The organism is Streptomyces sp. NPDC014623 (genome assembly GCF_043088245.1).
Lineage (GTDB): Bacteria > Actinomycetota > Actinomycetes > Streptomycetales > Streptomycetaceae > Streptomyces.
On sequence record NZ_JBIBZU010000033.1, the window covers coordinates 1 to 20006 of the forward strand.

At 72.8% G+C, this 20006-nt stretch carries 12 protein-coding genes; 10 read left to right on the forward strand and 2 right to left on the reverse strand.

The features are described from left to right. The 9 genes from ACF1FZ_RS33005 to ACF1FZ_RS33045 all read left to right on the forward strand — a co-directional run. Positions 1 to 3734: amino acid adenylation domain-containing protein (locus tag ACF1FZ_RS33005; protein ID WP_391777063.1), on the forward strand; the 3734-nt coding region annotated here is incomplete at its 5' end. Then, positions 3734 to 10894 (forward strand): amino acid adenylation domain-containing protein, encoded by a 7161-nt coding sequence (locus tag ACF1FZ_RS33010; RefSeq protein ID WP_391777064.1) that lies wholly within the window; start codon positions 3734 to 3736, stop codon positions 10892 to 10894. The genes ACF1FZ_RS33005 and ACF1FZ_RS33010, both read left to right, overlap by 1 nt. A gap of 2 nt (positions 10895 to 10896) precedes the next feature. Then, the gene (locus ACF1FZ_RS33015) at positions 10897 to 11133 is read left to right on the forward strand and encodes an MbtH family protein (protein ID WP_391777086.1); all 237 of its coding nucleotides are present in this window, start codon (positions 10897 to 10899) and stop codon (positions 11131 to 11133) included. 117 nt (positions 11134 to 11250) lie between these two features. Next, positions 11251 to 12045, forward strand: a complete 795-nt coding sequence (locus tag ACF1FZ_RS33020) for an alpha/beta fold hydrolase (RefSeq protein WP_391777065.1) — start codon at positions 11251 to 11253, stop codon at positions 12043 to 12045. Between the two features lie 12 nt (positions 12046 to 12057). Next, entirely contained in the window at positions 12058 to 13056 is a 999-nt protein-coding gene (locus ACF1FZ_RS33025) for a TauD/TfdA family dioxygenase (RefSeq protein WP_391777066.1), read from the forward strand. Further along, the gene (locus ACF1FZ_RS33030; protein ID WP_391777067.1) at positions 13053 to 13841 is read left to right on the forward strand and encodes an FkbM family methyltransferase; all 789 of its coding nucleotides are present in this window, start codon (positions 13053 to 13055) and stop codon (positions 13839 to 13841) included. Before ACF1FZ_RS33025 ends, ACF1FZ_RS33030 begins: the two co-directional genes overlap by 4 nt. 69 nt (positions 13842 to 13910) lie before the next feature. Further along, positions 13911 to 14870, forward strand: a complete 960-nt coding sequence (locus ACF1FZ_RS33035) for a TauD/TfdA family dioxygenase (RefSeq protein WP_391777068.1) — start codon at positions 13911 to 13913, stop codon at positions 14868 to 14870. Next, a complete protein-coding gene (locus tag ACF1FZ_RS33040; protein WP_391777069.1) occupies positions 14870 to 15931 on the forward strand; it encodes an ATP-binding cassette domain-containing protein in 1062 nt (353 codons plus the stop codon). The genes ACF1FZ_RS33035 and ACF1FZ_RS33040 overlap by 1 nt, the downstream gene beginning before the upstream one ends. Further along, positions 15928 to 16776 (forward strand): ABC transporter permease, encoded by an 849-nt coding sequence (locus tag ACF1FZ_RS33045; RefSeq protein ID WP_391777070.1) that lies wholly within the window; start codon positions 15928 to 15930, stop codon positions 16774 to 16776. Before ACF1FZ_RS33040 ends, ACF1FZ_RS33045 begins: the two co-directional genes overlap by 4 nt. A 64-nt stretch (positions 16777 to 16840) precedes the next feature. Here the strand turns inward: ACF1FZ_RS33045 and ACF1FZ_RS33050 are convergent, their stop codons facing one another. Continuing rightward, positions 16841 to 17452 carry a DedA family protein gene (locus tag ACF1FZ_RS33050; RefSeq protein WP_391777071.1) on the reverse strand — a complete coding sequence of 204 codons (612 nt, stop codon included), beginning with the start codon at positions 17450 to 17452 and terminating at the stop codon, positions 16841 to 16843. A gap of 985 nt (positions 17453 to 18437) precedes the next feature. Between ACF1FZ_RS33050 and ACF1FZ_RS33055 the strand changes: the two genes are divergently transcribed. Continuing rightward, complete coding sequence (locus tag ACF1FZ_RS33055; protein ID WP_391777072.1) at positions 18438 to 19379, forward strand: class I SAM-dependent methyltransferase; 942 nt, start codon at positions 18438 to 18440, stop codon at positions 19377 to 19379. Between the two features lie 95 nt (positions 19380 to 19474). Here the strand turns inward: ACF1FZ_RS33055 and ACF1FZ_RS33060 are convergent, their stop codons facing one another. Then, positions 19475 to 19615: a hypothetical protein gene (locus tag ACF1FZ_RS33060; protein WP_391777073.1), complete on the reverse strand. Its 141-nt coding sequence runs from the start codon at positions 19613 to 19615 to the stop codon at positions 19475 to 19477. Positions 19616 to 20006 lie beyond the last annotated feature (391 nt).

A 20006-nucleotide genomic window follows, 5' to 3' on the forward strand; every position in this document is an offset into this window, starting at 1 on the left:
GCGACCCGGGCTTCGGGGAGTTGCTGGAGCGCGTGCGGGCCACCGACCTGGGAGCCTACGCGCACCAGGACCTCCCCTTCGAACGCCTGGTGGAACTCCGCGATCCGGAACGCTCACTGGTCCGCCACCCGCTCTTCCAGGTCTCGCTGAACTACGACACGGCCGAGACGGCCCGAGCACGCGAAGCCGCACCGGAACTGGACGGGCTGACCGTGAGCGGGCAGCGGCTCGGCGTCACCACGTCCAAGTTCGACCTCACCTTCGCGCTCACCGAGACCCGCGCCCACGACGGCGGCCCCGCCGGACTGCGCGGGGTGCTGGAGTACAGCACCGACTTGTTCGACCGCGGCACCGCCGAGCGCCTGGTGGAGCGGTTCGGCCGGGTCCTCGAGGCCGTGGTGGCCGCGCCCGGCGCCCCGCTCGACGAGATCGACATACTGCTGCCGGGCGAACGCGCGCTCCTGGAGGGAGCGTGGAGCGAGCCCGATCCCGGACCGGTCGCCGCGCCCGCGGACGACGCCCGCTTCCCGGACCTGTTCGAGGCGCAGGCCGCCCGCACGCCGCACGCCCCCGCCGTCCGCTACGGCGACCGGGAGGTCTCCTACGCCGAGCTGAACGACCGGGCCAACCGGCTGGCCCGGCTCCTCGCCGCTGGTGGAGCGGGCCCCGAGGACACCGTCGCCGTCCTGCTGCCGCGCGGCCCCGAGCTGATCACCGCCCTGGTAGCCGTCCAGAAGGCCGGGGCCGCCTACGTCCCCCTGGACACCGAGCTGCCCGCCGAGCGGATCGCCCACATGCTGGAGGACGCCCACCCGGTGCTCGTCCTCGCCCTCACTGGGACACAGGACGCCCTCCCGGCCGGGGCCGGCCCCGTGGTCCGCCTCGACGCCCCGGCCACCGAGGCGGCGCTCGCCGGGCTCGACGGCGGCGACTGCACCGACGCCGACCGCCGCGCACCGGCCGCGAGCCACGACCCGGCCTATGTCGTCTACACCTCAGGGTCCACCGGCACACCCAAGGGCGTCGTGGTCGAACAGCGCTCCCTCGCCGCCTTCCTGGTCCGCTCGGCCGCCCGGTACCGGGGAGCCGCCGGAACCGCGCTGCTGCACGGCTCCCCGGCCTTCGACCTCACGGTGACCACCCTGTTCACCCCGTTGATCGCCGGCGGCTGCATCGTGGTGGCGGACCTCGACGCTCCGGAGCAGGACGCCCCAGCCCGCCCCGACCTGCTCAAGGTCACCCCCTCCCACCTCGCCTTCCTGGACACGATCGCCTCCTGGGCGGCTCCCGCGGCCGACCTGGTCGTCGGGGGCGAGCAACTGACTGCGGCCCGTCTTGCCCGGCTGCGCCGGGCGCACCCGGACATGCGCGTCTACAACGACTACGGTCCCACCGAAGCCACCGTGAGCTGCGCGGACTTCGTCCTGGAACCGGGCGACGCACTGCCCCCCGGCACCGTGCCGATCGGACGCCCCCTGGCGGGACACCGACTGTTCGTCCTGGACGAACGCCTGCGCCCGGCGCCCGCCAACGTCCCCGGCGAGCTGTACGTCAGCGGCGTCGGGGTGGCCCGGGGCTATCTGGGCCGGCCGGGGCTGACCGCCGAGCGGTTCGTGGCCTGCCCCTTCGGGGAGCCGGGGGAGCGGATGTACCGCACCGGCGACCTCGTCCGCTGGCGGACCGACGGCCAACTGGAGTACCTCGGCCGCCGCGACGGCCAGGTGAAGGTGCGCGGTTTCCGCGTCGAAACGGGCGAGATCGAGACCGCCCTGCTCGACCGCCCGGAGATCGGCCAGGCCGCCGTCGTCCTGCGCGGCGAACGCCTCCTCGCCTACGTCGCGGTCCCGCCGGAGCGGTTCGACCCGGATGCTCTCCGGCAGGCGCTCGCGTCCTGGCTGCCCCGGTACATGGTCCCCGCCGCGTTCGTCCGGCTGGACGCCCTGCCGCTGGCTCCGGGAGGCAAGCTCGACCACCGGGCGCTGCCCGAGCCGCCGGTGCCCGCCGACGCCCCGCACGAGAGCAGGCCGCCGCGCGGCGCGTGGGAAGGCGTGCTGTGCGAGGCGTTCCGCGAGGTGCTGGGGCTCGTGGAGGTCGGGGTCGACGACGACTTCTTCACCCTCGGCGGCGACAGCATCGGCTCCATCCAGCTCGTCGGCCGGGTGCGCGCGGCGGGCGGCCGGATGACCGTCCGCGACGTCTTCGAACAGCGCACGCCCGCCGCACTCGCCGCCCGCTCGCGCCCCGGCGGCCCGGCGGCCGAGGTGCTCGGCGGCCGCGGGACCGGGCCGGTGGCGCCGACGCCGATCAGCTCCTGGCTGGCCGAGCTGGGCGGCGCGGTCGAGGGGTACAACCAGTCCGTGCTGCTGCGCGTCCCCGCCGAGGCCGACGTGGCCGTCGTGACCGGCGCCCTCCAGACGCTGCTGGACCACCACGACGCGCTGCGGATGCGGGCCGAACCGGAGGACGGTCACTGGCGGATGGAGATCGCCGAGGCGGGCGCGGTGGACGCGGCCACCGTACTGGAGCGGGTGGAAGCGGCGGGCGCCGAGCAGGGGGAGCTGGACCGGCTGGTGCGGACGCACTGCGCCGCGGCCCGTGACCGGCTCGCCCCGCGGAAGGGCTCCGTCCTGCGTGCCGTCTGGTTCGACCGGGGGCCCCGGGAGCCGGGACACCTCGCGCTCGTCGCCCACCACCTCGTCGTGGACGGAGTCTCCTGGCGCGTCCTCACCGCCGACCTCGGCAGCGCGTGGCAGGCCCTCGCCGAGGGCCGGAAACCCCGCCTCGACCCGGTGGGCACCCCGCTGCGGGTCTGGGCTCGGCACCTGGCGGAGCTGGCCGCCGACCCGCGCCGCGCCGAGCGGTGCGCCCACTGGGAGGAGCAGTCGGCGCGGCCCTGGGAGACCGGCCGCCTCGACCCCGCCCTCGACGACCGGAGCACCGAGGAGGCCCTTTCCCTGACCCTCCCGGCCGCCGCCACCCGCGCCGTGCTCGGCCCGGTGCCTGCCGCGCTCGGCGTCGGGGTGAGCGAAGTCCTGCTCGGGACGTTCGCCGCCGCCGTACGGCGCTGGCGCCCGGCGGAGGCCGCGGACGGCGTCACGGTGGACCTGGAAGGCCACGGCCGCGAGGAGGACGTCGTCCCCGGAGCGGACCTCTCCCGCACGGTCGGCTGGTTCACCGCCGCCCACCCGGTCCGAGTGCCCGCCGCCGGGCCCGACGACGACCGGACCGGCGCGCTGCGGGCGCTGGGCGCGATCCTGGACCGGGCGCCCGACGCCGGTCTCGGCTACGGCCTCCTGCGCTACCTCAACCCCCGCACACGACAACGGCTCGCCTCCCTGCCCGCACCGCGCTTCGGCTTCAACTACCTGGGCCGGTTCGGCGGTTCGGGCGGTGACCGGGACGCGGCCGACCGGACCCCGGACTGGTCGCCGGTGGGCAGCGGGCTCGCCGGCCAGCCCGCCGGGCTCCCCCTGGCCCACGAGATCGAGGTCACCGCGGTCGCCGTCGAGGGGCCCGAGGGCCCGCGTCTGATCGCCACCTGGTCCTGGGCCGGCCGGCTCCACCGGGAGCGGGACGTCCGCGAACTGGCCGGACTCTGGTTCCGCGAGCTGGAGGAGCTCGCGTCCGCCGAACCGCCCCCGGCCGTCCCCCCGCCCCTGTCGGACCCGGCCCCCCTGGTCGAACTCTCCGACGCCGAACTCGACCAGCTCGAAGCAGAGTGGAAGGCCGGCTGATGCGCGGATCCCTACAGGACGTCCTGCCCCTCTCCCCGCTGCAGGAGGGCCTCCTCTTCCACAGCGAATACGTCGGGGACGAGGCCGTCGACGTCTACACCGTTCAGACCGAGGTGGAGCTGCGCGGACCGCTGGACGTTCCGGCGCTGCGCGCGGCGGCCGGGGCCCTGCTCCGCCGCCACGACAACCTGCGGGCCGGCTTCGCGACCCGCGCCCTGAAGGACCCGGTGCAGTTCGTCCCCCGAGAGGTCGAACTTCCCTGGGAGGAGGCCGACCTGCGCGCGGCCGACGACCCGGACGCGGAGGCGGCCCGACGCCTGGAGGAGCACCGCTGGCGCCGTTTCCGGCCCTCCAAGCCGCCGCTGGTGCGGTTCCTGCTGCTGCGTACGGCACACGACCGCCACCGTTTCGCTCTCACCAACCACCACATCCTTCTGGACGGTTGGTCGATGCCGATGCTGCTGCGCGAGCTCATGCTGCTCTACCGCACCGGGGGCGATGCCTCCGCCCTGCCGCCGGTGCGCCGCTACCGGGACTACCTCGCCTGGCTGGGGGACCGCGATCGCGGGGCCGCGCGGGATGCCTGGCGCGGGGCTCTGGCAGGTCTGGAGGCCCCCACCCTCGTCGTCCCGCGGGCCGACCGGGCCGCGGAGGCGCCGAGGTGGCTCGACTTCGCGCTGTCGCAGACCGCCTCCGCCGGTCTGACCGCGGCCGCGCGAGGCGCCGGCCTCACGCTCAACACGGTCGTGCAGGGGCTGTGGGCCCTGACCCTGGCCCGCACCACAGGCAGTCAGGACGTGGTGTACGGGGTGGTCGTCTCCGGACGTCCGCCGGAGCTGGACGGCGTCGAGTCCATGATCGGCCTGTTCGCCAACACGGTCCCGCTGCGGGCCCGGATGCCCGTCGACGAACCCCTGATGGGTTTCCTGCGGCGGCTGCAGCGTGAGCAGAGCGCGCTCCTTGACCATCAGCACCTACGGCTGGCCGACATCCAGCGCCTGGCCGGCCGGGGCGAGCTGTTCGATTCCGTGATGGCGTTCGAGAACTACCCGGACGGCCCCGCCGACGAGCCCTCCGGCCCTTCCGCCGACACGCCGGGACGCGTACGCGTGGTGGCCTCCAGGATGCGCGACGCCATGCACTACCCGCTCGGCCTTCTGGCCTCCCCCGGGCCACCGATGCGCTTCCGCCTCGGCCACCGGCCCAGCGCGGTCACGCCGCGCCTGGCGGCCGCCCTGCGCGACCGCCTGCTGCGGCTCGTCGACGCCTTCCTCGCCGCCCCGGACCTGCCGCTGGGCAGGTTCGACGTCCTCGATGACACCGAACGCGCTCTGGTATCGGAGAAGTTCAACGACACCGCGCGCGAGGTCGAGGACACCACCGCCATCGAGCTGTTCCTCCGGCAGGCCACCCGCACCCCCGGCCGGATCGCCGTGGAGACGGCCGAGCGCTCCATCGACTACGCCCGGCTCGCCGACCGCTCCGGCCGGCTGGCCCGCCTGCTGGCGGAGCACGGGGCGCGGGCCGAGCGGTTCGTCGCTCTCGTGCTGCCGCGCTCGCCCGAACTGGTCGAAACCGCGCTCGCCGTGTGGCAGACCGGAGCCGCCTACGTCCCGGTGGACCCCGACCACCCGGCCGACCGGGTGGCCCGGCTGCTGCGGGAGGCCGACCCCGTCCTCACCGTCACCACCGCCGACCTGGCCGACCGGCTGCCGGCCGGGCTCCCGCTGCTGGTCCTGGACGGGCCGAGCACCGCCGCCGCCCTCCAGGGTTTGCCCGGCGGCCCGCTGGACGCGAGTGAACTTCCCGCACCCGTGGACCCCCAGAACGCCGCCTACGCCATCTACACCTCCGGGTCCACCGGCCGCCCCAAGGGCGTGGTCGCCACCCACCGCTCCCTCGTCGGCTACCTGCTGCGCGGCTCGGACCAGTACCCGTCCGACGGACGCTCCCTGGTGCACTCGCCGGTCTCCTTCGACCTCACCGTCGGCGCCCTGTACGTCCCGCTGATCAGCGGCGGCACCGTGCGCCTCGCCTCCCTGGACGACGAACCGGTCCTGCGTCCCGGCGAGGCGTCCCCGGACTTCGTGAAGGTGACCCCCAGCCACCTGCCCGTCCTCGAAGGGCTGCCGGGCGAGGTCAGCCCGACCGGGGCGATCACCTTCGGCGGCGAACAGCTCACCGGCCGCCACCTGCGGCGCTGGCGCGCCGACCACCCGGACGTCACCGTCTACAACGTCTACGGGCCCACCGAGACGACCGTGAACTGCTCCGAGCACCGCATCGCCCCCCGTGACCCGGTAGGCGACGGGCCGGTCCCCATCGGACGGCCGCTGTGGAACACCCGCCTGTTCGTCCTGGGCCCCGGCCTCGCCCCGGTGCCGGTCGGCGTTCCGGGCGAGCTGTACGTCGCCGGCGCCGGCCTGGCCCGCGGCTACCTCCGCGATCCGGGCAGGACCGCCGAGCGCTTCGTCGCCTGCCCCTACGCCGCCGGGGAGCGGATGTACCGAACCGGCGACCTCGTCCGCTGGAACGAGGATGGCCTGCTGGAGTACCTGGGCAGGGTGGACGACCAGATCAGCCTGCGCGGCTTCCGGGTGGAGCCCGGCGAGGTGGAGGCGGCGCTGGCGGCCCACCCCGCGGTCCGCCGCGCCGCGGTGGTGCTGCGGGAGGACACGCCCGGTGACGCCCGGCTGGTCGCCTACGCCGTCCCCACCGAACCGGAAGGAGCGCAGAGCACGCCGCCCTCCGCGCCCCCGCTCCCCACCGAGCAGATCCTGGAGCATCTGCGCCGGACCCTGCCGCCCTACATGGTCCCCGCGCACCTGGTGGAGCTGCCCGCGCTGCCCGTCACGTCCCACGGCAAGATCGACAGGGCCGCGCTGCCGGAGCCCTCCGTAGTCGGCGCCCCGGCCGGGGGAGCGCCCCGCTCTCCCCGCGAGGAGATCCTGTGCGGCATCTTCGCCGACGTGCTGCGGCGCCCGCAGGTCTCCATCGACGATGACTTCTTCGCCCTGGGCGGGCACTCCCTGCTGGCCACCCGGCTGGCCAGCCGGGTGCGGGCGGCCCTGGACACGGAGATGCCGGTGCGCCGCCTCTTCGAACACCCCACGGTGCGTTCCCTGTCCGCACTGCTGGACTCCCACGACGGCAGACGCCCGCCGGTGACGCCCGCGCGGCGACCTGAACACGTTCCGCTCTCCTACGCCCAGCAGCGGCTGTGGATCATGCACCGGCTCACCGGCCCCGACGCCACGTACAACATCCACCGGGCCCTGCGGCTCGACGGTGACCTCGACGTCCCGGCGCTGCAGGCCGCGCTGTACGACGTGACCGAACGGCACGAGACGCTGCGCACCGTCTTCCCCGAGGGCACCGAGGGCCCCTACCAGAAGGTGCTCCCGGCCCGACGGGCGGCCGGGGTCCTCACCGTCCTCCCGGTCGCCGACCAGGAGGCCGACCGCACCCTCGCCGGGCTGGCGGCCCACCGTTTCGACCTGGAGTCCGAACCGCCGATGCGCGCCTGGCTGCTGGAGAGCGGTCCGCACAGCCGGGTCCTCGTGCTGGTGCTCCACCACATCGCCAGCGACGGCTGGTCGGGCAGGCGGCTCCTGCGCGACCTGTTCACCGCCTACACCGCGCGCCGCGCGGGCCGGGCGCCCCAATGGCGACCGCTGCCGGTGCAGTACGCGGACTACGCCCTGTGGCAACGGCGCTACCTCGGCGACCCCGCAGATCCCGCCAGCCCCGCCGCTGTCCAACTGGATTACTGGGAGAAGCAGTTGTCGGGGCTTCCCCAGGAGCTGCGGCTGCCCGCCGACCGGCCGCGCCCGGCCCGCCCGACCCGCACCGGAGGCCAGGTATGGCTGACGCTCCCGGCGACGGTCCACTCCGTCGTGGCCGACCTGGCCAGAACCTGCCGGGCCAGCGTGTTCATGGTCGTCCAGGCCGCCGTCGCCGCTTTCCTCACCCGGATGGGCGCCGGGGAGGACATCCCCATCGGCGCCCCGGTCGCCGGGCGCACCGACGAAGCGGTGGAGGAGCTGGTCGGGTTCTTCGTCAGCACCCTGGTCCTGCGGACCGACACCTCCGGTGACCCCACGTTCACCGAACTCGTCGGCCGGGTCCGCGAAACCGCGCTGGCCGCCTACGCCCACCAGGACCTGCCCTTCGAGCAGCTGGTGGAGCGGCTGAGCCCGACCCGATCCCTCGGCCGGCACCCCCTCTTCCAGGTCGCCCTGTCCTGCAACAACACCGAGGAGCAGGTGGGCCGCCAGGGCGGCCGCCCCCCCGGACTCTCCGTCACACCGCACCAAGTGGAGACCGCCCGCTCGAAGTTCGACCTGATGTTCACCTTCCTGGAGAGCCACGGGGAGGACGGGCGGCCCACGGGCATCGAGACCGCTCTCGAATACAACGCCGACCTCTTCGACCGGGAGACCGCGCAGAGCCTCCTCGACCGCTTCGGCCGGATGCTGGCGATCTGGGCGGCGGAGCCGGCCGCCGCCATCGGTGCACGAGAACTCCTCGCGGCCGACGAGCGGCACACGGTGGTCACCGAATGGAACGCCACCCGGCGCGCGGGCCTGGTCGCGACACTGCCGCGGATGTTCGAGGAGCAGGTCGCCCGCACCCCGCGCGCCACAGCCCTCGAACACGCCGGCCACCACCTGACGTACGCTGAGCTCAACGCTCGTGCCAACCGGTTGGCCAGACTGCTGGTGCGGCGCGGCATCCGCCCCGAACACCGCGTCGCCCTGCTGATGCCGCGCTCCCTCGGGCAGATCACCGCCCTGTTGGCCATCGTCAAGGCCGGCGCCGCCGCTGTACCGGTGGACCCCGGCCACCCCGAACAGCGCATCGCCTTCATGCTGCGCGACAGCGCCTGCACCCTGGTCCTGGCGGACGACCCGTACGCGGCGGGACGCGAGGAGATCGCCGGCGTCCCGGTCCTCGTCCCCGACGACGAACCGGCCCGGGAGCAGGCCACCGACCTCGCCGACGGCGACCGCAACGCCCCCCTCACCGCCGGCAACGCCGCGTACGTCGTCTACACCTCTGGCTCCACGGGCCGCCCCAAGGGCGTGGTGACCGAACACCGCGGCCTGCTGTCACTGGCCACGGCGCAGCGTGAGCGGTATCCGGTGGAGCCCGGCAGCCGCGTGCTGCAACTCGCCTCGCCGTCCTTCGACGGCGCCGTACTGGAACTGCTCATGGCCCTCGCCACCGGAGGGACCCTCGTCCTGCCCGACGGGCCCCTCCTCGCCGGGCAACCGCTCGCCGACATGCTGGCCGAGCACCGCATCAGCCACGCCTTCATCCCCCCGGCGGTGCTGAGCGGCCTCCCCTCCGAAGGGCTGGAGGGCCTGCGCTGCCTCGTCGTCGGCGGCGAGGCGGTCACCGCCCCCCTCGTGGACCGCTGGGCCCCCGGCCGTCGCATGCTCGACATCTACGGCCCCACCGAGACCACCGCGGTCACCCTGACCAGCGAGTCCCTGCAGCCCGGCGGCCCGCCGCCCGCCATCGGCACCCCCGTGCCCAACACCAGGGCCTACGTGCTCGACGACCGGCTGCGTCCCGTCCCGCCCGGCGTGACGGGCGAGCTGTACCTGGCCGGCGCGTCACTGGCACGCGGCTACGGCGGCCGTCCGGCGCTCACCGCGAGCCGGTACGTCGGCTGCCCGTTCGGAGAGCCGGGGGAGCGGATGTACCGCACCGGCGACCTGGCGCGCCGGGACCGGGAGGGCCGCGTCCACCACATGGGCCGCACCGACGAGCAGATCAAGCTGCGCGGCTTCCGCGTCGAGCCCGGTGAGATCCGGGCCCGGCTCACCGAGCATCCCGCCGTGCGGGAGGCGGCGGTCGTCCTGCGGGAGGACGGACCGGGTGGACGCGCGCTGGTGGCCTACGCGGTACCGGTCGACGGCCCGCCCCGCCCCACCGCGACCCGACTCCGCGCGCACCTGACCGCCCTCCTCCCGCCCTACATGGTGCCCGCCGCCTTCCTGGTGCTGGACGCCCTGCCGACCACCGCCAACGGCAAGCTCGACCGGGACGCCCTGCCCGCGCCGGAACCGTTCGCCGAGGAGGCCGGGCGGCCGCCGCGCGACGAACGCGAGGCCGCCCTGTGCGAGGTGTTCGCCGAGGTCCTGGAGCGCACGTCGCTCGGCGCCGACGACGGATTCTTCGAGAACGGGGGGCACTCGCTGCTCGCAGTCCGGCTGGTCGCCAGGGTCCGTGAGCGCCTGGGCGTGCCCCTGGCCGCACGGGACCTGTTCGAGGCGCCGACCCCGGCCGCCCTGGCCGCGCACATCGGCCGGGGCACCGAGCGCCGCGCCCCGGCGCCCCTGCTCACCCTGCGGGGCCGGGGCGGCCGGCCGCCCTTGTTCTGCGTCCACCCGGCCGTCGGCCTGGGATGGGCGTACGCGAGTCTCCTGCCGTGGCTCCCCACCGACGTCCCCCTCCACGCGCTGCAGGCCCGCACGCCCGCGGACGGTGCCGGTCTGCCGGGGAGCGTCGAGGAGATGGCCGAGGACTACGTCCGGCTGATCCGCCGCGTCCGCCCCCACGGCCCCTACCGGCTGCTCGGCTGGTCGCTGGGGGCCCACGTGGCCCACACCGCGGCGGGCTTGCTGGAGCGCGACGGGCAGCGGGTGGACCTGCTCGCCATGCTGGACGCCTATCCTCCCCACCGCACCGGGGACCCCGGCGGACGGGCCGAGGGGTCCGAGGCCGAGATCGTGGCGGCCAACCTGCGGGAGTCGGGGTTCGCGTGGGGGGAGGACGACCAGCGCGCGGGGCGCTTCCCGCTGGAGCGGTTCCGCGCCCATCTGCGCCGGGTGGACAGCTCGCTCGGCCACCTCGACGACGCCGAACTGACGGCGGCCAAGGACGTCTACGTCAACAACGTCCGGCTCATGCGCTCCTTCACCCCCGGCCGTGTCCGGTGCGGAATCGTCCTGATGACCGCGGAACGCACCCGCAGCCTCGATCCGGCGGCGTGGGAGCCGCACACCGAAGGAGGCGTCGAGGTGCACCGGCTGGACGCCTCCCATATGTCCATGCTCACCGAACCGACGTCGGTCGCCGAAGCCGGCCGCGTCCTGACCCACCGGCTGGACTCCCTGCGGGGAGCCACCACGGAGAAACGAGAGGGATGACGATGACCAACCCCTTCGACGACGCCGAGGGCGTCTTCCACGTCCTGGTCAACGACGAGAACCAGCACTCGCTGTGGCCCCACTTCGTCGAGATCCCCGAGGGCTGGCGGGCCGTGGTGCGCGAGCGCCCGCGCCAGGAGTGCCTGGACTACATCGAGGCGAACTGGACCGACATGCGCCCCCAGAGCCTCATCGAGGCCATGGAGGCCCACGAGAAGTCCGCGGGCGCGGCCCGTTGACCTCGGGGGCGCGGGCGGGCGGCCCGGTGCAGGGACCCGCCCGCCCGCGCCCTCCGCACCCGTTCACCGACCCGGCCCCGGTCCTGGAGACCGCCGACGAACTGCGAGGAAGCCTGGATGCTGGCACGGATCAACGGGATCGACCTGGATCACGAACGCACCGGCAGTGGTCCCCCCGTCCTCCTGATCATGGGGAGCGGCGCCGCCGGAACGGGCTGGCACCTGCACCAGGTGCCCGCGCTGGTCGTCGCGGGCTTCGAGGCCGTCACGTTCACCAACCGGGGCATCGCCCCCAGTGGCGGGGGCCCCGGTTTCACTCTTCAGGACATGGCCGCCGACACCATCGGCCTGATCGAGCACCTCGGTCTTGGCCCGTGCGCGGTCGTGGGGACGTCCCTGGGGGCCAGGGTCGCGTGTGAGGTGGCCCGTATCCGCCCCGATCTGGTTTCCCGGTGTGTCCTCATGGCGCCGCGAGCCCGCGCGGACCGGATGAGGGCCGCCGTGAACGCCGCCGAGATCGATCTCGCCGACAGCGGCGTCACGGTCCCGCCCCGCTACCGGGCGGTGGTGCGGGCCATGCAGAACCTCTCGCCCCGGACGCTCGCGGACGACGAGCGGATCACCGACTGGCTCGACCTCTTCGAGCTGGCGGCGGCCTCGGGCCCCGGTGCCCGCACCCAGCGCGAGATCAGCGCCGCCGGCGACCACGGGGAGGACCTGACCCGGATCACCGCCCCCTGCCGGGTGATCGCCTTCGCCGACGACATCGTGGCGCCGGCGCACCTGGCCAAGGAGATCGCCGACGCCCTGCCCGAAGCCGACTACCACGTGGTGCCCGACTGCGGCCACTACGGCTACCTCGAACAGCCCGACTGGGTCAACCGGCTCATCACCCAATTCCTCGACGCATGAAAGAGCCCCTCCATGGAACCGACCACCTCCTGGCGGCCCGCCGCGATCAGTCCGGAGAGCCACGCGCTGCCCGCCACCGCCGATGCCCTGGCCGGCTTCCTCCAGGACTCCGCGCGCACCGACGAACTCCTGGCCGCCCACAAAGTGCTGGTCCTGAGCGGCTTCGGAGTGGGCCCGCGGGAGCTGGAGAAGATCATGCCGCTCCTGCTCCCCGACCGTCTGCCATACGTCTTCGGCAACTCCCCGCGCACCAAGGTCGGCCACAACGTGTACACCTCCACGGAGTACCCGGCGGAGTTCACCATCTCGATGCACAGCGAGATGTCGTACGCCGCGCAGTGGCCGGCCCGGCTGCTCTTCTACTGCGAGCGGGCGGCGGACAGCGGCGGCGCGACACCGGTGGTGGACAACGCCGCCTGGTACCGGGCACTGGACCAGGACGTCCGCGACGCCTTCGCGGGCGGCCTGCGCTACACCCAGAACCTCCACGGGGGACGCGGGTTCGGCAAGAGCTGGCAGGACACCTTCGAGACGGAGGACCGCTCGGAGGTCGAGGAGTACCTCTCCCGCACCGGGGCCACCTGGCAGTGGAACGCCCGCAACGGACTGCGCGTCAGCCACGTGCGGCCCGCGACGATCGAGCACCCCACCACGGGCGAGCGGCTGTGGTTCAACCAGAGCGACCAGTGGCACCCTGCCACGCTCGGCGACGAGGCCGCCGCCGCGCTGACGGAGATGCTGCCCCCGGAGGAACTGCCCCAGTCGGTCGCCTTCGCGGACGGCTCCCCGATACCGGCCGAGCACGCACGCCAGGTGCGTGACCGCGGACTGGAGCACGCCGTGGACAACGACTGGCGGCCCGGTGACCTCATGCTCGTCGACAACGTCCAGGCGGCCCACGGCCGCAGGCCCTTCACCGGCGACCGCCGCATCCTGGTCGCCATGTCGGGCCAGGGCCGCTCCCACCGCCGCGGACAGCCGCCGCGTACCCCACAGGAAGGTCGCCGATGACCATCGCCCTCGCCGACGTGGAAGGCCTCAACAAGCACGAGACCGAGTTCCTCTACGACGAGATCTTCACCCGCCGCGCCTACCTGCCCGAGGCCCTGCACCTGCCCGAGGCCCCCGTGGTCTTCGACGTCGGGGCCAACATAGGCATGTTCACCCTCTTCGTACGCTCCGAGAGACCCGGTGCCACGGTCCACTCCTTCGAACCGGTCCCCCCGGTGTACGACATCCTGCGCCGCAACCGGGAGCGCCACGCGGTGGCGGGGCTCGTCCATCCCTACGGTCTCGCCGAGGCGGAACAGGAGGTCGAGTTCACCCATTATCCGGGCTACTCGACCATGTCCACGCGCAGCACCCTGGCGGACACCGAGGCGGAACGGGCTTTCGTCCGGGGGCAGGTGCGGACCGACCACCTGCCTGAGGCCGAGCGGATGCTGGACGAACTCCTCGCCTTCCGGTTCAGGGAGGAGAAGGTGACCTGCCGGCTCCGTCCGCTCTCCGCCGTCCTCGACGAGCACCCCGTGGACCGGATCGACCTGCTGAAGATCGACGTTCAGCGCGGTGAGCAGGAGGTGCTGCGAGGTCTGGCGGACCGGCACTGGCCACTGGTCCGCCAGATCGCCATGGAGGTGCACGACAGCCCCGGCGGCAGCACCGCCGGCCGGCTGCGAGCGGTGGCCGACGGGCTGGAGCGGCGCGGGTTCAGCGTCCTGACCGAGCAGGAGGACCGGTACGCGGGCAGCGACCGCCACAGCGTGTTCGCTGTCGCGGAACCGTGCCGCGGCTGAGGCACGCCCCCGCCCGGCCGCCCACCGCAGATCCGAACCGAACGGTTCCCCAGCCCCCGGAGAAACAGCATGAAACCCGAGAACACCTTCACACTGTCCGAAGCCGAACGCGGCGACGTGGCGGCCCTGGCCCAGGAGTTGACGCGCACGCCACCCGGCCTCGTGGACGAAAGGGAATGGCTCGACCGGTGCCGCACCCTCTCCTGCCATCTGCCCGCCCGCCTCCAGGACCGGGTCCGCGCCTTCCGCCACGACCCCGGCTCCACCGGCAGACTGCTCCTGCGCAACCTCCCCGCCGCCGACAGTGTGCCGGCCACTCCGCAGGAGGCCGACTCCGTGGAGCGCAGGGCGACGCTGAGCGCCTCCGTGCTGTGTGCCCTGTCCATGGAACTGGGCGACGTCATCGCCTACCGCAACGAGAAGCAGGGCGCGCTCGTGCAAAACGTGGTGCCCGTGCCCGGCCGGGAAGGCCAGCAGTCCAACGCCGGCTCCGTCCCGCTGGAGATGCACACCGAGAACGCCTTCCACCCCCACCGCCCCGACTACGTCGGCCTGTTCTGCGTCCGCAGCGACCACGACCGGGCCGCAGGACTGCGGGTCGCCTCCGTCCGCGCCGCGATGGACCACCTGGAGGCCGGGACACGCGAAACGCTGCGGCGGCCCCTGTTCACCACCGAGCCGCCCCCTTCCTTCGGACGGCCGGACAGCGGGACCAAGCCGCACGCCGTGCTCACCGGTGACGCGGAGGACCCGGACATCCGCGTCGACTTCCACGCCACCCACACGAGCGACCCATGGGGCAGGCAGGCCATGGAGGCCCTGGCGGACGCCGTCCGCACCGTCTCCGAGGAACTGGTCCTGGACCCGGCCGACCTGGTGTACGTGGACAACCGCGTCGCCCTGCACGGGCGTACGGCCTTCGTCCCGCGCTACGACGGCCAGGACCGCTGGCTCCAGCGCACCTTCGTCCACCTGGACCACCGGCGGTCCCGCGCTGCGCGCGCGCACCACGGGCGCGTGCTGAGCTGATGGCGGCGGACCAAGTGATCCACGCCACCGGCCTGTACAAGCGCTTCGGCGCGGTCCAGGCCCTCGACGGCGTGGACCTGGCGGTGGCGCGCGGGGAGGTCATGGGCCTTCTGGGCCACAACGGGGCGGGCAAGACCACCCTCGTCAACGTCCTGTCCACCCTCACACCTCCCACCTCGGGCACCGCCTCGGTCGCCGGCTTCGACGTGGTCGGCCGCCCCGATGAGGTGCGTCGGCGCATCGGGGTCACCGGGCAGTTCGCCGCGCTCGACGAGGAGCTCTCCGGTTACGACAACCTCGTTCTGGTGGCCCGGCTGTGCGGAGCCTCCAAGGCGCAGGCGGTCGGCCGGGCGGGCGAGTTGCTGGAGGTGTTCGGCCTCCGTGCCGCCGCGGGGCGCAGGGCGGTGTCGTATTCGGGCGGGATGCGTCGCCGGTTGGATCTGGCGCTGGGGCTGGTCGGCTGTCCTGACGTCCTGTTCTTGGACGAGCCGTCTGTGGGGTTGGACCTGCCCAGCCGTCTCGGCTTGTGGGAGATGGTGCAGGGGATCGCGCGGGATGGTACGGCGGTTCTGTTGACGACGCAGTACCTGGAGGAGGCCGACCGTCTCGCTGACCGGATCACTGTCCTGGGGGCGGGCCGGGTCCTGGTGTCGGGTACGGCGGTGGAGCTCAAGGCACGGGCCGGTAGTGGTTCCATCTCGCTGCGGGTCGGACCGCAGGGCGACAGGACCGTGGCCGCCGAGGCTCTGCGCCGGGCCGGCTTCCCGTCGGGCGTGGACGACGGACGCGGTGAGCTGACCGTGCCGGCGGGGGATTCGGCGGATTTGGCCGTGGTGATCCGGGTGCTGGACGCCGTGGGACAGAACGTGACCGAGATCCGCTACGCGGAGCCCTCCCTGGACGACGTCTACCTCGCTTTCACCGCCACGGCCCCCGATGCCCCCGCCCCGGCGACGGGTGCCCTCGGCCGCCCTCCTGCCCCCGTTCCGGCGCGTACAGCCCACCGGATCACCCTCCCGGAGGCCGAACGGCGCACCGGCGACACCCCGGAGACCCCGTGAACGTACCTGGGACGATGGCGCCCTCGGCCGAGCCCGCGACGGAAGAGCGGCTCCCGCGCTGGAGACCGGCGGGCAGGGCAGCGCAACTTCGGGTCCTCACAGCACGCCAGATCCGCCTGGTCTACGCGGACCGCAGGGTGGTGCTGTTCAGCGTGGCGCAACCGGTGGTGATGCTGCTGCTGATCAGTCAGGTCTTCGGCAGCCTCGCGGACCGCTCGATCCTGCCGCGCGGGGTGTCCTACATAGAGTTCTTGCTGCCTGCTCTCCTCGTCACTACCGGGATCGGTACCTCGCAGTCCGCGGGGGTGGGTCTGGTGCGGGACATGGAGGGCGGGATGGTACGCCGCTTCCGCGTCCTGCCGTTGTCGCTGCCGCTGGTGCTGGTGGCGCGTTCGATCGCCGATCTGACGCGCTCGGGAATGCAGTTGGCGGTTCTGGTCGTCGCGGGCCATCTGCTGTTCGGATACCGGGCCGGGGGAGGAGTGGGAGGGCTGGTGGCGGCGCTGTCCCTGTCCACGGTGGTGATCTGGTCTTTGATCTGGATCTTCATCGCGCTCGCTGCGTGGCTGCGGAAGGTGGAGGTGCTCTCCAGTATCGGATTCTTCGTCAACTTCCCGCTGATGTTCGCTTCCAGCGCGTTCGTACCGGTCAGCGTGCTGCCCGGCTGGCTGGCGGCCGTCGCCACCGTCAATCCGGTGAGTTACGCGGTGGAGGCGTCGCGGAGCCTTGCCCTGGGAGGGCAGGTCGGAAGCGAGGTGCCCGCAGCGCTGTGCGCGGCCCTGGGCCTGATGGCGACGATGATGGTCCTCGCCGCGCGCGGTGTCCGTCGGCCCCCCGACGAGTGACGTGACGACTCGCCGACGGATCGTGTCATCCCGGGCGAGCGGCATCGGACGATGCGACGCACGGTCAAGAGCTGCGGCGGCGGTGCCTGCGCCGCCACCACACGGTCGCGAGCGTGAGGGCGGCCGCTACGCCCAGCAGGGCCCAGAGGATGGTGGAGAGCAGGGCCTCGGCCTCGCGCAGGGAGGCCGAGACCAGCGTGCCCGCAGACACGTAGAGCGCGGACCACATCGCGGCTCCGGCGAGAGAGGCGGGCAGGAAGCGGAGGTAGCGTACGGAGCCGACTCCGGCGGTCGCGGGGGTGAGGGTGCGCACCACGGGCAGGAGCCGGGTCAGGAAGACGGCGCTCGCCCCGTACCGGTGGCAGAGGTCCTGCGCGCGGTCCCAATGGTGCTGCCCGATCCGGCGTACCAGGCGCGTCTCCCGCATGCGCTGCCCGTAGCGGATGCCGAGGAAGTAGCCGATGTGGTCGCCGGCCGAGCTGCTGATCGTGACGACAAGGAAGAGGACCAGCAGCGGGCGTGTCCCCTCCGTTCCGGCGCTCAGGGCCAGGACCGCCACTTCACCGGGGACGACCATGCCGGCCCCGAGGCCGGATTCCGCGAACGCGAACGCGGAGGCCAGGGCTAATCTGACGACCGGACTCATATCCGACACCGCTGTCAGTACATCGTTCATCCATGACATGGCAGCTCCGTTCCGCCTCTCCTCGCTCGTGGAGCCCTCCCGGCGGCGCCCCTGGGATTCCCGCGTCCTTCTTCCGAGAACTCACCGAATGGGACAGGGAAACAACTTCCCGGTTTCACCGGGCGCATACGCGGCCGACCGGTACGGACGTGGAGAAGGGCGAAGGGATGCCAACCTACCAGGGAACCGCCGGACGACTCCTTCCTCCCGCCTGCGACCACCCCCACGACGGACCCCGCCGACCATCCCCGGAAACCACCCCCTCCCTCGCCTCTCCGCCGACGGGGCGCGGCGGACTCGCCGCCGGAAGGTGACGGGGGAGAGGGGATTCATCGACCGGAGCTGACGGAAGGGGAATTTCAGGGAATGTCCGTCTGAATCAGAGGCGAGGAATAAACAACACTCACGCCTCACGACACGAGGTAACCACCCCGCAGCCGGTCCGGCGTGCGGCCAGCCCCGACTCGCCGACGGTCTTCCTTCGATATGGGTGGCTTCAGCCCTCCGAAATCCCATGCCCGCTCCCCCTGCCCGCTGGGCATGAATCTCGGTGGCCGAATCCCTGCTGAAGCCCCTCCCCTTTCCCCGGAGTTCGTACCACCGGCAGGGACGGCCGGCACGACCCGCCCCGAGGGAGCCGCACCCCCCGCGTGAGCACTCTTGACGCGGGATCGGTGCCCTGAAAGGGTGCGACGGTGAAACTGCGGACCGGACTGGCCGAGAGCCGGTGCCCCCGAACTCCGCCCGGCGCGCACCCCGGTGCCGACCGACGGAATAACGGGCCGCTCATGGGTTGCGGAGGGTGAAAACCCTGCATACGGAACGACCAGTCGTCCACGATGAGATTTATCGACTGACCGGATTGGTGGAAATGCAGGCGGATGCACCGGCGGGAACGGAAACCTACTTACCGTCCCTGACCCTCGAAGATTATCTGCGCGACACGGTTCCGGCCCACCCGGTCCTGAAATCATCCGTGGATTTCGGACGCCCAGGCGCCGACAAAGCGCTCAGAGCGCTGGCCGCGACGACCACGGAATTCGATTCCGACGACACCGGACGTGGCGACTCCTACCGCAGGGCCCAGCAGGACTCCTCCGTCCGCTGGAAGGGAATGCGACAACTGCTCGAACTGGCCGCTCCCTCCCGCGCGACGCCCGACACGGCCGCCTCCCGCACCGTCCTCGACGTTTTGGGCGGGGACGGAACCATCGCCCGCGCCGTCCACGACAACGCCCCCGACCTGCGCGACCGCGTCCACATCCTCACGGGCGACCTCTCGGGGGACATGGTCGAACGAGCCCTCGCCCAGGGACTGGCCGCCATCCGGCAAGCCGCGGACCACCTCTTCCTCGCCGATGGCACCATGGACGCGGCGCTGCTCGCCTACGGGACCCACCACATCGCGCCGCAGGAGAGGCTCGACGCCGTCACCGAGGCCCTGCGCGTCGTCAAGGACGGCGGCCACGTGGTCCTGCACGACTTCGACGACACCAGCCCCATGGCACGGTTCTTCACCGACATCGTCCACCCCCACACCACAGCCGGCCATGACTACCGCCACTTCTCCCGCGGTCTCCTGACCGAACTCTTCGCCGAGGCGGGCACACCGGCCCGCGTCGTCGACCTGTACGACCCCCTCGTCGTCCGCGGCACCACCCGGGAAGAGGCGTGCCGCCGTATGTGCGCGTACGTGGCCGACATGTACGGAGTCGGCGCGTACTTCGCCACCTTGGGCGGAACCGACGCCCGCTGGCGACTCCTGGAGCAGTACTTCCAGCACGAAACGTACCTGGCGGCCCTGCCCGAGAAGACCGACTTCACACCGGCGCCGGTCGTCTACCGCTCCCAGGACGCCTTCATCGCCGAGATACCGCGCGCGGCAATCGTCGCCGTCGCCCACAAACCACCCACCTGACACCCCAGCTTCCGAAGTCCGGCGACCGGCAACCCCACCCCTCCTGGGACTGGGGCACAGGGGTGGGGTTGTGGCAGCGTAGGCGGGGAAAGGGGCTACAGCGAGCACACCGCGATCATGGGGGAGCGGTGGCCCACCAGGCGCCAGGCAAGTTTGGACATCCCCATCCGGCCGGCCCGCACCACCGTGTTGGTCCAGCTCGCCCAGGGCCTGCCGCCCGCTGTCCTTGCCCCCATGATCGGGCTGCGCATCATCACCGCTCAGCAGTGGCGCCGAGGCGCCCACCGACCGGAGTGCCCATCTCGAAGCCCGCCAGAGCGGAAGCGCCGGCTGTGTAAAGACGGCGCATGTCGGCCCCTGGGCAATCGGCACGCCGCTCTTCGGGTGACGGGGCCGTTATCCGGGTCTTCGAAGTCAAACGGGTTGGGCGGTCACGCGCCTGTCGGGCCGTCACCGTCGGTGAGGCCGGGCGGATTGGTCCCCCTGGGTGAAGGAAGCTCGTGGTCCTGGGCGAGCACGGCTGTTCTCCACGCAGCCAGATCACTTGGACACACGGGTTTTGGACAGCGAGACGACGTTGCTGCCCGACCTGGACGGCCTGGCCGTGGAGAAGGCCGGACGTCTCAC

Coding starts and splice junctions, on each gene's coding strand:
- ACF1FZ_RS33010 (WP_391777064.1), top strand. CDS start 3,734: ATGCGCGGATCCCTACAGGACGTCCTGCCCCTCTCCCCGCTGCAGGAG.
- ACF1FZ_RS33015 (WP_391777086.1), top strand. CDS start 10,897: ATGACCAACCCCTTCGACGACGCCGAGGGCGTCTTCCACGTCCTGGTC.
- ACF1FZ_RS33020 (WP_391777065.1), top strand. CDS start 11,251: ATGCTGGCACGGATCAACGGGATCGACCTGGATCACGAACGCACCGGC.
- ACF1FZ_RS33025 (WP_391777066.1), top strand. CDS start 12,058: ATGGAACCGACCACCTCCTGGCGGCCCGCCGCGATCAGTCCGGAGAGC.
- ACF1FZ_RS33030 (WP_391777067.1), top strand. CDS start 13,053: ATGACCATCGCCCTCGCCGACGTGGAAGGCCTCAACAAGCACGAGACC.
- ACF1FZ_RS33035 (WP_391777068.1), top strand. CDS start 13,911: ATGAAACCCGAGAACACCTTCACACTGTCCGAAGCCGAACGCGGCGAC.
- ACF1FZ_RS33040 (WP_391777069.1), top strand. CDS start 14,870: ATGGCGGCGGACCAAGTGATCCACGCCACCGGCCTGTACAAGCGCTTC.
- ACF1FZ_RS33050 (WP_391777071.1), bottom strand. CDS start 17,452: ATGAACGATGTACTGACAGCGGTGTCGGATATGAGTCCGGTCGTCAGA.
- ACF1FZ_RS33060 (WP_391777073.1), bottom strand. CDS start 19,615: ATGGGGGCAAGGACAGCGGGCGGCAGGCCCTGGGCGAGCTGGACCAAC.